8 protein-coding genes and 1 pseudogene are annotated in these 13,597 nt (G+C 63.9%); 3 read left to right on the plus strand and 6 right to left on the minus strand.

The window, feature by feature from the left end:
* From DXT59_RS27285 to DXT59_RS27310, 6 genes and pseudogenes are all read right to left on the minus strand, one after another.
* Nucleotides 1-295, minus strand: a pseudogene (locus DXT59_RS27285) (hypothetical protein); the annotation flags it as partial.
* Nucleotides 296-299: 4 nt separating this feature from the next.
* The gene (locus DXT59_RS27290) at nt 300-689 is read right to left on the minus strand and encodes a hypothetical protein (RefSeq protein WP_116141191.1); all 390 of its coding nucleotides are present in this window, start codon (nt 687-689) and stop codon (nt 300-302) included.
* A 115-nt stretch (nt 690-804) separates the two neighbouring features.
* Nucleotides 805-4,107: an efflux RND transporter permease subunit gene (locus DXT59_RS27295; protein ID WP_116141193.1), complete on the minus strand. Its 3,303-nt coding sequence runs from the start codon at nt 4,105-4,107 to the stop codon at nt 805-807.
* A complete protein-coding gene (locus DXT59_RS27300) occupies nt 4,104-7,226 on the minus strand; it encodes an MdtB/MuxB family multidrug efflux RND transporter permease subunit (protein ID WP_116141195.1) in 3,123 nt (1,040 codons plus the stop codon). The genes DXT59_RS27295 and DXT59_RS27300 overlap by 4 nt, the downstream gene beginning before the upstream one ends.
* Nucleotides 7,227-7,244: 18 nt before the next feature.
* Nucleotides 7,245-8,606, minus strand: coding sequence for an MdtA/MuxA family multidrug efflux RND transporter periplasmic adaptor subunit (locus DXT59_RS27305; RefSeq protein WP_116141197.1), 1,362 nt, complete (start codon nt 8,604-8,606; stop codon nt 7,245-7,247).
* A 227-nt stretch (nt 8,607-8,833) separates the two neighbouring features.
* Complete coding sequence (locus DXT59_RS27310; RefSeq protein ID WP_116141199.1) at nt 8,834-9,673, minus strand: IclR family transcriptional regulator; 840 nt, start codon at nt 9,671-9,673, stop codon at nt 8,834-8,836.
* A gap of 528 nt (nt 9,674-10,201) precedes the next feature.
* Here DXT59_RS27310 and DXT59_RS27320 point away from each other — a divergent pair.
* The 3 genes from DXT59_RS27320 (at nt 10,202) to DXT59_RS27330 (ending at nt 13,584) form a co-directional block, all read left to right on the plus strand.
* Nucleotides 10,202-11,131: an ABC transporter ATP-binding protein gene (locus DXT59_RS27320; RefSeq protein ID WP_116141203.1), complete on the plus strand. Its 930-nt coding sequence runs from the start codon at nt 10,202-10,204 to the stop codon at nt 11,129-11,131.
* A complete protein-coding gene (locus tag DXT59_RS27325; RefSeq protein ID WP_116141205.1) occupies nt 11,128-11,889 on the plus strand; it encodes an ABC transporter permease in 762 nt (253 codons plus the stop codon). Before DXT59_RS27320 ends, DXT59_RS27325 begins: the two co-directional genes overlap by 4 nt.
* 90 nt (nt 11,890-11,979) lie before the next feature.
* Complete coding sequence (locus DXT59_RS27330; RefSeq protein ID WP_116141207.1) at nt 11,980-13,584, plus strand: sensor histidine kinase; 1,605 nt, start codon at nt 11,980-11,982, stop codon at nt 13,582-13,584.
* The last annotated feature ends 13 nt before the right edge of the window (nt 13,585-13,597 follow it).

A 13,597-nucleotide genomic window follows, 5' to 3' on the forward strand; every position in this document is an offset into this window, starting at 1 on the left:
GTCCGCCGCCGAACGCGGCACCGGCCGCCGCGCCCACGGCGGTGCCCAGGGCTGCGCTGCCCACGCCGGCCGCGGTCGCCCCTTGGCTCGCGCTGACGCCGCCCACTTGGCCGAGTGCGTATTGGCGGCAGTTGTAGTCGTCGGCGCGGAATTGGTCGAAAGTTTTGCCGGTGCCCGGCAGGGCCATCACGCTCGGTCCGGTCGGCATCACCGTGCATGCGCCGAGGCCCGCGAGGGCCGCGAGCGGCAGCCATTTGGCACGCCGCTTGGCGTGCCCCGTCAATGAATCGTTCATCGTGTCACCGCTCGGGTGCGGGCGGAGTGGCCGGCACTTCGCGCCAGCCGCTCGCGCATTGTTTGACGTACGGGTAATAGGACTTGGTCTTGTCGCAATACCACCATGTGCCCTGGGCCGGTTCGTCTTGCGCTTGGCCGTTGGCGCCCGGCCGCGGGCGTTCGATATAAGTGGTGTCGGGTACGGTCGGCGCGACCACGACCGGTGGCGCGTACGGAGCGTAGTAATAGGGCGCCGGTACAACGGGGACGGGATACGGATAAGGGTAGGGGTAGTAGTAAGGCCCCGGCATGCCCCAATAAACCCCGACGCGCCAATGCGCCGCATGCGCGGCGCCGCTGGCGCCCAGACAGGCCGCGGCCACGAGTGCGAGTGAAGCGGTCAAGCGCCGCACGATGGGCTCCTATTGCTCAGTGAATGCGCCGGACAAAAGACGGCGCAACACTCACAAGGCTAGGTCAAGGACGGAGCGAGCGCCATAACAGGCCCGTCACAATTGTTTCAACTGCTTACCTAGCGGGACCGGCCGCGGTGCCGGGGCGTGCGCGGCGATTTTCGCGCCAGACCCGCAGACGGTCCATGCACAAATAGACGACGGGCGTCGTATAGAGCGTGAGCACCTGGCTCACGAGCAGCCCGCCGACGATCGAGATGCCGAGCGGCGAGCGCAGTTCGGCCCCTTCGCCGCGCCCGAATGCGAGCGGCAACGCCCCCAGCAGCGCGGCGCAGGTCGTCATCATGATCGGACGAAAGCGCATCAGACACGCGCGGTGGATCGCATCGAACGACGACATGCCTTGCCGCGACGCCTCGATCGCGAAATCGACCATCATGATCGCGTTCTTCTTCACGATGCCGATCAGCAAGATCACGCCGATGAGCGCGATGATGCTGAACTCGGATTGAAAGAGCAGCAGCGCGAGCAGCGCGCCGACCCCGGCGGAAGGCAACGTCGACAAGATCGTGATGGGGTGGATATAGCTCTCGTAGAGCATGCCGAGCACGATATACACCGCCGCGAGCGCCGCAAGAATCAAGAGCGGCATGTCGCTCGTCGACTGTTGGAACGCTTGCGCCGTGCCCGAGAAACTGCCGTGCACCGTCGCCGGCATGCCGATCGCGGCGGCGGTCTCGTTGATGGCGCGCGTCGCGTCCGACAGCGACTTGCCGACGGGCAGGTTGAACGAAATCGTCGAGGCGACGAACGGGCCCTGGTGGTTGACCGCTATCGGCGTACTGCCGGGCCCGAACGAGGCCACGGCCGAGAGCGGAATCATCGTTTCCTTCGAAGTCGAAACGGCCGAGCCCGTCGACGCGCTCGATTTGCCGCTCGCCGCGATCGAGTTCGTCGCCAAGTTGCGCGCCGAATCGGCTGCGATCGTGGCCGCGCTGGCGCCCGTGGCAGCGTTTGCCGCACTCGTGCCGCCCTTCGCCGTTGCCGTGAAGGTGCCCGCGACCGCGTTGGTCGATTGCGATCCGCTTGCGCTTCCTCCCGACGTGCTGATGTAAATCTGACCCAGCATCGCCGGGTCTTGCCAATAGCGCGGCGCGACCTCCATGATCACGTGGTATTGGTTCAGCGGGTTGTAGATCGTCGAGACTTGCCGCTGGCCGAATGCGTCGTAAAGCGTATTGTCGATCTGCGAGGGCGTGATTTTCAGCCGCGCGGCGCTCTGTCGATTGACCGTCACGTACGCTTCGAGCCCGCCTTGCTGCTGGTCGGAATTGACGTCGGTGAGTTCGGGCCGGCGCTTGAGCGCCTCGGCGAGCAACGGCGCCCATTTATAGACCTCGGCGCTCGAATCGCCGAGCAGCGTGTACTGATACTGCGCGTTCGACTGCCGCCCGCCCGCGCGAATATCCTGCACCGCCTGCAAGAACGTTTGCGCGCCGGCCACTTGTCCAAGCGGCTTGCGCAACTGTGCGATGACCTGATCGGCCGACGCGTTGCGCTGCCCTTTGGGTTTGAGCGTGACGAACATGAAGCCCGAATTGGTCTGCCGCCCGCCCGTGAAGCCGATCACGTTTTCGACGTTCGGGTTGTGCTGCACGATCGACATCATTTCACCGAACTTGACCTTCATCGCTTGGAATGAAGTGGACTGATCGGCTTGAATGCCGCCCACGAGGCGTCCCGTATCCTGCTGCGGGAAAAAGCCCTTCGGCACGACGACGTAGAGATAGACGTTCAGCACCACGGTCGCAAAGAGGATCAAAAGGACAAGCAGCGGATGCGAGAGCGCCCAGCCGAGCGAGCGCGCATAGCCGCCTTGCAGCCGAGCGAACGCACGCTCGAGACGTTGCGCGAGCGGGCCCTCCTTGGGCCTGTGCTCGCGGTCGGCGAGCAAGCGCGAGCACATCATTGGCGTGACGGTCAGCGAGACGGCGAGCGACACGCCGATCGCGAGCGACAGCGTGACCGCGAACTCGCGAAAGAGCCGCCCGACGATGCCGCCCATCAGCAAGATCGGCAGAAAGACCGCGACGAGCGAGATGCTGATCGACGTCACCGTGAAGCCGACTTCGCGCGCGCCCAGATAGGCGGCCTGCATGCGGGGCATGCCCTCCTCGATATGACGCGAGATGTTCTCGAGTACGACGATCGCATCGTCGACGACGAAGCCTGTCGCCACGATGAGGGCCATCAGCGAGAGGTTGTCGATCGAGTAGTTCAGCAAATACATCGCGGCGAACGTGCCGATGATCGAGATCGGTACGGCCACGCTAGGAATCAACGTCGCGCGCCAGTTGCGCAAAAACAGGAACACGACCGTGACGACGAGCAAGACCGCGACGATCAGCGTGCGCTCGGTATCCTGCAACGATGCGCGGATCGTGGTCGAACGATCGGCCACGGGCGTAATGTCGATCGCCGCCGGCACCGACGCGCGCAATTGCGGCAACATCGCGAGCACGCGATCGATCGTCGCGACGATGTTGGCGCCGGGTTGCCGGTAAAGAATCACGAGCACCGAGCGCTGGCCGTTCATGAGGCCGAGGTTGCGCAAATCTTCGACCGAATCCTGGACGGCTGCGACGTCCGACAACTTGATCGCCGCGCCGTTGCGATAGGCGATGACGAGGTCCTTGTACTGCGCGGCCGCGCGCGCTTGATCGTTCGTATAGATCTGCACGCGGTTTTCACCGAAATCGATCGAACCCTTCGGGCTATTCGCGTTCGCCGCCGCCAGCGCCGCGCGGACGTCCTCGAGCCCGATGCCGTAATGGAACAACGCCTGCGGTTCGAGTTCGACGCGCACGGCCGGATTGGCCGAACCGCTCACGTCCACTTCCCCGATCCCGTCCACTTGCGAGAGCGCTTGTTGCAACACCGTGGACGCGGCGTCGTACAACTGCCCCGGGGGCACGGTTTTCGAGGTCAGCGACAGTACGAGAATCGGCGCGTCGGCCGGGTTCATCTTGTGATAGGTCGGATTGCTGCGCAGGCTCGTCGGCAGGTCGGCGCGCGCCGCGTTGATTGCCGCCTGCACGTCGCGCGCGGCGCCGTCGATATCGCGGTTCAAACCGAATTGCAGCGTGATGCGCGTTTGCCCGACGCCGCTCATCGACGTCATCTCGGTCACGTCGGCGATCTGCCCGAGGTGCCGCTCGAGCGGACTGGCGACGCTCGTTGCGACCGTTTCCGGGCTCGCGCCCGGCAAGTTCGCCTGGACTGCGATCGTCGGAAAATCCACTTGCGGCAGCGGCGCGACCGGGAGCTTGACGAAAGCGAAGACGCCGGCGAGCGCGATGCCGATCGCAAGCAGCGTCGTCGCGACCGGGCGCGAGATGAAGGGGCGCGAAAGGTTCATCGCGCCGGCTCCTCGTTGCGGCCGCCGCCGAAGCGCGCGCGCATGCGGCGCGCGAGTGAATCGAAGCCCAGGTAGATGACGGGCGTCGTGAATAGCGTCAGCAATTGACTGACCACGAGTCCGCCCGCGATCGCGATACCGAGCGGATGACGCAACTCGGAGCCGACCCCCGTGCCGAGCATCAGCGGTAAGGCGCCGAGCAGCGCCGCCATCGTCGTCATCAAGATCGGCCGGAAGCGCAGCAGGCACGCCTGATAAATTGCCTCGTGCGCGCTCTTGCCTTGCTCACGCTCGGCTTCCAAGGCGAAGTCGATCATCATGATGGCGTTCTTCTTGACGATGCCGATCAGCAGCACGATGCCGATGATGCCGATGATGTCGAGATCGTGTCCGGAGACGATCAGCGCGAGCAGGGCGCCCACGCCGGCCGAGGGCAGCGTCGAGAGAATCGTGATCGGATGGATGAAGCTCTCGTAGAGCACGCCGAGTACGATGTACATCGTCACGATCGCGGCGAGGATCAAGAACAGCTCGTTGGCGAGCGAGGCTTGAAAAGCCAACGCCGCGCCTTGAAAGCGCGTTTGGAACGAGACGGGCAGTTCCACGTCGCGCTCGGCCTGCTCGATCGCTTTGACCGCCGCGCCCAACGAGGCGCCCGGGGCGAGGTTGAACGAGACCGTCGTGGATGGGAATTGCCCGAGGTGCGAGACCAAGAGCGGCGCCGGGCGCTCGGAGAACGTCGCGATCGCGCTCAGCGGCACTTGCTGGCCGTTGCCCTGCGAGGAAGGCAGATAGATCGACTTAAGTGCATCCGTGTAATGCTGCATGCGCGGATCGGTTTCGAGGATCACGCGGTATTGATTCGACTGCGTAAAAATCGTCGAGATGATGCGCTGACCGAACGCGTCGTATAACGCGTTGTCCACCGTGGCCGGCGTGATGCCGAAGCGGGCGGCGGTCGCTCGATCGATCTGCACGAAAACGGATTGGCCGCTTTGCTGCAGATCGGTGGCGACGTCGGCCAGTTCGGGCGCCTGTTTGAGGCGCTCGACGAGCTTGGGCACCCAAGTGGCGAATTCGTCGGCATTCGGATCCGTCAGCATGAATTGATATTGCGTCGCGCTGACGGTCGAGTTGATCGTCAAGTCCTGCACGGGCTGTAGATAGAGCGTGACGCCCGCGACGCTCGCGGTTTCGCTTTCGAGGTCTCGAATGATGTCGGTCGCGCTCTTCGAGCGGTCGCCGTGCGGCTTCAAATTGATCAGCATGCGGCCGCTGTTGAGCGTGATGTTGGTGCCGTCCACGCCGATGAACGAGGTCAGGCTGTCGACGTTGGGATCCTTCAGGATCGCATCGGCCAGCGCTTGCTGGCGCTCGGCCATCGCCGCGTACGAGATCGACTGCGGGGCCTGCGTGATGGCTTGAATAACGCCCGTGTCTTGCACGGGGAAAAAGCCCTTCGGGATCAGCACGTAGAGCAGGGCAGTGAGGACGAGCGTGAGGATCGCCACGACGAGCGTCGCCCGCTCACGCGCGAGGACCCAGCGCAACGCCACGGCATAGCGCGCGATGATCGCGTCGATGACGGCATGCGCCTTGGCTTCGAAGCGATGACTCTCGGGCGGCGGCGTGTGCCTGAGCAACTTCGCGCACATCATCGGCACGAGCGTGAGCGAAACGACGGCCGAGATGACGATCGTCACGGCCAGCGTGATCGCGAATTCATGGAAGAGCCGGCCCACGACGTCGCCCATGAACAGCAGCGGAATCAGCACGGCGATCAGCGAGACCGTCAGCGAGATGATCGTGAAGCCGATCTGCTTGGAGCCCTTGAGCGCGGCATCGAGCGCCGTATCGCCTTGCTCCACGTAGCGGGCGATGTTCTCGATCATGACGATGGCGTCGTCGACGACGAAGCCCGTGGCGATCGTCAGCGCCATCAACGACAGGTTGTCGAGCGAAAAGCCGCACAGATACATGACGGCCAGCGTGCCGATCAGCGAGAGCGGGACCGACAAGCTCGGGATGATCGTCGCATAGATGTTCGCAAGGAACAGATACATGACGAGCACGACGAGCACGACCGACATCGCGAGTTCGAACTGCACGTCGCGCACCGAGGCGCGGATGGTCGTCGTCCGGTCGGTGACGACGGCCACGTTGACGGCGGCCGGCAGCGAGGCTTGCAACTGGGGCAACAGCGCTTTCACGCTATCGACGACTTGAATGACGTTGGCGCCCGGCTGACGTTGGATGTTGAGCAAAATCGCGGGGGTGACCTTGCCGCCCATGCCGACCCACGCGCCGAGCTTCGTGTTTTCGGCGCCGTCCACGATCTTGGCGACGTCGGTGAGCATGACGGGCCGGCCGTTTTTATAGGCGACGATCGCGTCGTTATAGGCCTTCGCGTCGGTCAACTGATCGTTTGCATTGATCGTGAAATTGCGTGTCGGTCCGTCGAAGTTGCCCTTGGGCGTATTGACGTTCAGATTCGCGACGCTCGAGCGCAGGTCGTCGAGGTTCAGCCCGTACGAGGCGAGCGCGAGCGGATTGGCTTGAATGCGCACGGCCGGCCGCTGGCCGCCGCTGATGCTGACGAGACCGACGCCGGCCACTTGCGAAATCTTCTCGGCGAGCCGCGTGTCGGCCAGATCTTCGATGTCGGTGAGCGGCGTCGTGTTCGACGTGATCGCGAGCGTCAAGATCGGTGCGTCGGCCGGATTGACCTTGGCATAGATCGGCGGAGCGGGCAGATCGGCCGGCAAAAGGTTGCCCGCGGCGTTGATGGCGGCCTGGACTTCTTGCTCGGCGATATCGAGCGGCAGATCGAGGCTGAATTGCAGCGTGATGACCGATGAGCCCGCCGAGCTTTGCGACGACATCTGATTGAGCGACGGCATCTGGCCGAACTGCCGCTCGAGCGGCGCCGTGACCGCCGAGGTCATGACCTCGGGGCTCGCGCCGGGGTAGAAGGTTTGGACTTGGATCGTCGGATAGTCGACTTCGGGCAACGCCGAGATCGGCAAGAAGCGCAAAGCGACGAGACCGACGAGCATGATGGCCGCCATCAGCAGAGCCGTGCCGACGGGACGCAGGATAAAGGCGCGAGACGGATTCATGCGAGCGCGCACCCGCCGTTACTGCGCGCCGGCGGAGCCGGAAGCGCTTTTGCGGTGATGCCCGTGCGCGCCCGACGCAGCGCCCCCCCCGCCGCTCGAGGCGGCATGCAGCACGGTCGCCGCATCGGGGGCGACGGTGATCTTCGCGCCTTCGCGCAGGCGGTCGGAACCGTCGATCACGACGCGTTCGCCGAGCGCGAGTCCCGCTGCGATGCTCGTGCGTTCGCCATCGACGGGGCCGACCTTGAGCGGCCGGACGGTGACGGTGTTGTCCGGTTTGACGACGTAGGCGAATGGCCCGTTCGCGCCGTTCAGCACGGCCGAACTCGGCACGATGACGGCGTCGTGGAGGGTGTCGATCAGTAGGCGCGCGTTCACGAACTGGTTCGGAAACAGCATCTGCGAGGTGTTCGGGAACAGGGCCCGCAGCTTGACGGTCCCCGTCGCCGTGTCGATTTGGTTATCGATCGTATCCAAGTAGCCCGTTTCGAGCGGCATCGTATTGTTGCGGTCGTAGGCGGTCGCCGACAGTTTGGCGCCGGCGTGCATCTGCTTGAGGATGGCCGGCAAATTGTCTTCCGAGGTCGTGAAGATCACGCTGATCGGCTGCAACTGCGTGATGACGACGATGCCGTTCGCATCGGACGGCGTCACATAGTTGCCCGGATCGACTTGCCGCAGGCCGACGCGGCCGGAGACGGGCGCCGTGATGCGCGCGTAGGTGAGGTCCAGCTTATAGGTGTCGATGCTGGCCCGATCCGATTGCACTTGGCCCTCGTACTGCTTGACGAGGGACGCCTGGGTGTCCACTTGCTGGGACGCGATCGAATCTTGCGCAAGCAGCGTTTGGTAGCGCTTCAAATCGAGGCGTGCCGTCTGTAAGAGCGCCGTGTCCTTGGCGAGTGCTCCCTGCGCGTTCGCGAGGGAGATTTGGTAGGGACGCGGGTCGATTTGCGCGAGCACGTCGCCGGCCTTGACGAGCTGGCCTTCCTTGAATGCGACGCTTTGCAGCGTACCCGAGAGCTGCGTCTTGACCGTGACCGTCGCGAGCGGCGTGACCGTGCCGAGGGCGGTCAAGACGATAGGCATCTCTCCGGCGGCGGCCGCTGCCACATGGACCGGCTGCGGCATGTTCGCGAACGCGGCGCGCCCCGGCCGGCCTTTCGTGGGCGCGACACCGGTGCCGGCGCCGCTCGGCCGGCCCCAGGGCCGCCACCAGATCAGCGCGATCAGCGCGAGCAAGACGACGGCGGCGATCGCGATGCGGCGCCGCGTGCCGGCGCGACCCGTAGGCGCGCCGGTTTCGACGCGCGGAGCCGAGTCGTGTTCGTGCTTTCCGGGCTGGGGCTGGGGGCGGGGGTGGTTCTCTTGTTCGGCCATCGAAGTGTTTTTGTAGCGGCAATGCCAATACGGCGTGGGGTAGGGAGGCGCAGCGCGCGTGCCAAGGCAGGGGCGCGGACGCGGCCGGTCCGGATCGGCCGGATGGCCGCGGGCCGCCGCAGCGCAAGCGTGTCGATGCAAGATGCTACGTCGCGCCGGCTCGGCGAGTCCAGCGGCGGATTTTTCGGTTTTTTACGGCCGTTACACCGGCGAGGCAGGCGGCGGCGTCAGTCGCCGAGGCGCTGACGCGGCGCGCCGCCGATTTCGTGGACGATACGCTCGATGCATTCGGTCAGTACCGGCGCGGCATGTTCGATCAGCCATTCGCGTGGACACAAGTGCGCCGCGCCGCCGCAGTTGACCGCGTACCGTTCGCCCGAGGGGCCGACGAAGCCGGCCGCGATCGCATTCAATTCCGAATACCACTCGCCGGTCGCGATCGCAAACCCGAGCGTATGCGTCTCGTCGAGCGAGGCGGCGAGCCGGGCGTGGATGTGCGGCCAGTCGTCCCCGGACGCGGCCTGCAGTCCCGCCATCACTTCGCGCCGCTCGGCCTCGGACAGTGCGGCCAGATACGCGCGGCCGACGGCCGTGCGGGCCAGATCCACGCGCGAGCCCACCTCGAGCCGCGACACGAGCACGGCCGAACGAGGTCGGATCGTCTCGATGACGACCATATCCAGCCGGTCGCGGGCCATCAAATGCACGGACAGAGACGTGCGCTCGGCGAGATCGATCAGCAGCGGGCGCGCGCGGGAGCGGATATCGAAATTACGCAAAAAGCCGTTGCTCAACTCGAGCACGGATGCGGTCAACACGAACCGCTCGCTATCGGGCAACTGGAAGAGGAACCCCGCGCCGACGAGCGTGGCGGTGATACGCGAGACGGTCGGCTTCGGAATGCCCGTGAGTTCGGCCAGTTCGCGGTTGCTGATCGGCGCGTCGGCGGAGGCGACGCGGCGTAGCAGCGTCAGGCCGCGCGAGAGCGCGATGATTTCATCGCCGGCGCCGTCGCCCGCTTTGGCGGGGCGCGGACGGCTTTCGGTGCTGGAAGGTGAGGTGGCCACGGATCGCCTGTGACAGTTTTTTGAAATTCGGTTTCACATCTGACGTTTCGTTCAGTCTACGCCGGCCGCCACTTCGCGTGAAGCAAGTAATTTTTACCTATTTTTCATTGTGAAATCGATACCGGTTTGGGGGTACCTGTTAACTTTTCGGAAAAAATTATCTTGACTTCGTCAGCGGAAAGGGAAAGAATGGAATCTCATTTCGGAGCGACGCATCGAAGGCGATGCGCGGATCGAGCGAACCTAGGTTCCCGCAGAGATCTCAGTTCCGCAATACCGTCTCTCAGGTTCTAGCACGGCCCTCGGAATGGCTAGAACTTCTTTAAGGCGCCACGGCAACGTGGCGCCTTTTTTTTCGCCATTTTGCCCCGCTGGATCCGATTCCATTGGGCGCGCCCGCATTGGACAGCGGCCGGCTCGATGCGTTTCGTCATTCTCGGCGGCATGCGTGACGCGGTTCTGCTATCGTCAGCGTCGATCTCGAGCCGGCGCCGAGCGCCGGTTCCGATCCCACCGACGGCATCCATAATGCAGACAATCCTTTCTATCTCAAATCTATCGAAGACTTACGCGTCGGGCTTTCAAGCGCTCAAGCGGGTGAGCCTCGACATACACCGCGGCGAAATCTTTGCGTTACTGGGCCCCAACGGCGCCGGCAAGACCACGCTCATCGGCACCGTTTGCGGACTCGTCAATCCGACCGAAGGCGCCGTGCGCGTGGACGGGCACGACATCGTCAAGGACTATCGCCGTGCGCGGGCGATGATCGGCCTCGTCCCGCAGGAACTGACGACGAACGCGTTCGAAACGGTCTGGGCGACCGTGACGTTCAGCCGCGGCCTGTTCGGCAAATCGCCGAACCCGGCCCACCTGGAAAAGGTGTTGCGGGCGCTGTCGTTGTGGGACAAACGCAACAGTCCGATCATGACGCTCTCGGGCGGGATGAAACGGCGCGTGCTGATCGCCAAGGCGCTCGCGCACGAGCCGCAAGTGCTGTTCCTGGACGAGCCCACCGCGGGCGTCGATGTGGAATTGCGGCGCGACATGTGGGAACTCATGCGTACGCTGAAGGAAACCGGCGTCACGATCATCCTGACCACCCACTATATCGACGAGGCCGAGGAGATGGCCGACCGCATCGGCATCATCAATCGCGGCGAAATCGTGCTCGTCGAGGAGAAGACGCAGCTTTTGCGCAAGCTCGGCAAGAAGCAACTGACGCTGCAACTGGCGGAGCCCATCGCGCAAGTGCCGCCGCAACTGGCCGCTTACGCGCTGGAACTGTCGCCCGACGGCGGCGCGCTTACTTACACCTATGACGACACCCAGTCCGAACGGGCCGGTATCGTCAAACTGCTCAAGGATCTGGAGGACGCGCGCGTTCTCTTCAAGGATTTGCAAACGACGCAAAGCTCGCTCGAAGACATCTTCGTCGATCTCGTCAAGGAGCGTTCATGAACTTTCATGCAATGCGCGCGATATATCGCTTCGAAATGGCGCGCACATGGCGCACGCTGATGCAAAGCGTGATATCGCCCGTTATTTCCACGTCGCTTTATTTCGTCGTGTTCGGCGCGGCGATCGGCTCGCGTATTCGCGAAATCGACGGTATCAGCTACGGCGCGTTCATCGTGCCGGGGCTCGTCATGCTGTCGTTGCTCACGCAAAGCATCAGCAATGCCTCGTTCGCGATTTATTTTCCGAAGTTCACCGGCACGATTTACGAGGTGCTGACGGCGCCGGTCTCGTACTTCGAAATGGTGGTGAGCTATGTCGCCGCGGCGGCGACGAAGTCGATCATGCTCGGGCTCATCATCATGGCCACGGCGGCGTTCTTCGTGCCGCTGCGCATCGAGCACCCATTGTGGATGATCGTGTTCCTCGTGCTGACGTCGGTCACGTTCAGTCTGTTCGGATTCGTGATCGGAATCTGGGCCGACGGCTTCGAAAAGCTGCAGGTCGTCCCGCTGCTCATCGTTACGCCGCTGACGTTCCTCGGGGGCAGCTTCTATTCGATCGGGATTTTGCCGCCGCTCTGGCGCACGATCGCGTTGGCCAACCCCGTGGTCTATCTGATCAGCGGCTTTAGATGGAGCTTTTACGGCATCGCCGATGTTCATGTTGGGGTCAGTCTTGGCATGACCGCGGTTTTTTTGGCGATTTTTACCGGGATCGTGGCATGGATTTTCAAAACGGGCTACCGTCTCAAAACTTAACGACGGCTTTGTCATTCGCTAAAAACGCCGACATAATGCGTGAATCGCCGGTGTTCGACCGGCCGGGCACCCGAAACGATTCGACCGCGAATGAGACTGACCATCAAAGGCTTGTTGCTGATCGCTATTCCGACGGCGGTCGAGCTCGCGTTGCTCTCGGGGCTCGTGAAGGCACAGAACGACGCTCAGCAGGCCGAGCAATGGGTGCTGCATAGCAAGGACGTGCTGCGCCAAACGAACGCGATTCTCGAACCCGTGCTGATCGAGTCGGTTCGTATGCGCGGGGCCGTGCTCAAGAATCAACGCGATTCCTCCACGCCCGTCACGCTCTGGATCGATCTCGATCGCCGGATCGATCATCTCGTCGATCTGGTGGCGGACAACCCCGTTCAGGTCGAGCGCGCCGCGCAAATTCGCCAGACGGTGCAAGCCTACCGGCAATGGTCCGATCGCGTGCAAGACTTGCTGCGCAACGGGCGCCACAGCGATTTGCTCGAGCGGTTCCGCAATCAAAGCAACGTCGACGTCATCGATCGGTTCAGAGCGCAGCTCGCGGCGTTCCAGAGCGAGGAATTGCGCATGGACACGGTGCGCTCGGCCCAGGCGGCGCAAGCGCTGGCCCAGCAACAGCAACTGACCGCGGCCGTCGTGCTGGGCTCGCTCGTCATGACCGCGTTGGCCGTGTTTTTGTTCACGCGCGGATTGCGCGGACGGCTCGCGCGGCTCTCGGACAATGCGGCCCGGCTTGCGCAAAGCGCGCCGCTCGGGCCGCCGTCCGCCGGTAACGATGAAATCGCCGAACTCGACGGAATCTTGCACGACACGAGCCGGCGGCTACTCGAATCGGAGCGGTTGCAGGCGCGTTTCCAAAGCGATTTGTCGCGGCGGGCCGACGAGCTGGCACGAACGAACGAGACGCTGCACCAGCAAACGCAGGAAAACGAGATGTTCATCTATAGTGTGTCGCACGATCTGCGCGCCCCGCTCGTGAACCTGCAAGGTTTCTCGAAAGAACTCACGCACGCGTGCGACGACTTGCGCGAGGCGGTGCGGGCATCGTCGCTCGAAACAGCCGAGCGCGAACGTATCGAGCGGCTCATCGACGAGGACATCGGCGAGGCGCTGCGATACTTGCAAAGCGCCGTGTTGCGCGCGGCGCATATCATCGATTCGCTGCTGCGGCTCTCGCGCGTGGGCCGCGTCGAATACCGGCGCCAGGAAGTCGATGTCGCGTCCGTCGTGCGGCACGTGCTCGACGCGATGCAGGCATCGATCCGCGCGTGTCATGCCGAAATCGTCGTCGAGGAGTTGCCGCCCGTATGGGGCGATCCGACGGCGCTCGAACAGATTTTTGCCAACTTGATCGGTAATGCGATCAACTACCTCGATCCGGAGCGCGCCGGCCGGATCGAGATCGGCGCGTTGCCCGCGCCGCCAGGCGGCGTTCGTACGCTGCGCATCTTTTACGTGAAGGACAACGGCCTGGGCATCCCGGCCGGCGCCATGCCGCGCCTGTTCAACGCGTTCCAGCGGCTGCACGGCAACGTGGCCGCGGGCGAGGGCATCGGTCTCGCGCTCGTGCGGCGCATGGTCGAGCGGCACGGGGGGCGCGTCTGGGCCGAATCGACCGAAGGCGAGGGCACGACGTTCTATCTATCGCTACCGGAGGCGACCAAGCAGGTCGTCGCCGCATAACGCATCGAGGAAG

Origin of the sequence: Trinickia diaoshuihuensis (genome assembly GCF_003390925.1) — a bacterium.
Lineage (GTDB): Bacteria > Pseudomonadota > Gammaproteobacteria > Burkholderiales > Burkholderiaceae > Trinickia > Trinickia diaoshuihuensis.

Excerpts from the sequence above, each read along its gene's own strand:
- DXT59_RS27295 (WP_116141193.1), bottom strand. The coding sequence starts at position 4,107 with ATGAACCTTTCGCGCCCCTTCATCTCGCGCCCGGTCGCGACGACGCTG.
- DXT59_RS27300 (WP_116141195.1), bottom strand. The coding sequence starts at position 7,226 with ATGAATCCGTCTCGCGCCTTTATCCTGCGTCCCGTCGGCACGGCTCTG.
- DXT59_RS27305 (WP_116141197.1), bottom strand. The coding sequence starts at position 8,606 with ATGGCCGAACAAGAGAACCACCCCCGCCCCCAGCCCCAGCCCGGAAAG.
- DXT59_RS27320 (WP_116141203.1), top strand. The coding sequence starts at position 10,202 with ATGCAGACAATCCTTTCTATCTCAAATCTATCGAAGACTTACGCGTCG.
- DXT59_RS27325 (WP_116141205.1), top strand. The coding sequence starts at position 11,128 with ATGAACTTTCATGCAATGCGCGCGATATATCGCTTCGAAATGGCGCGC.
- DXT59_RS27330 (WP_116141207.1), top strand. The coding sequence starts at position 11,980 with ATGAGACTGACCATCAAAGGCTTGTTGCTGATCGCTATTCCGACGGCG.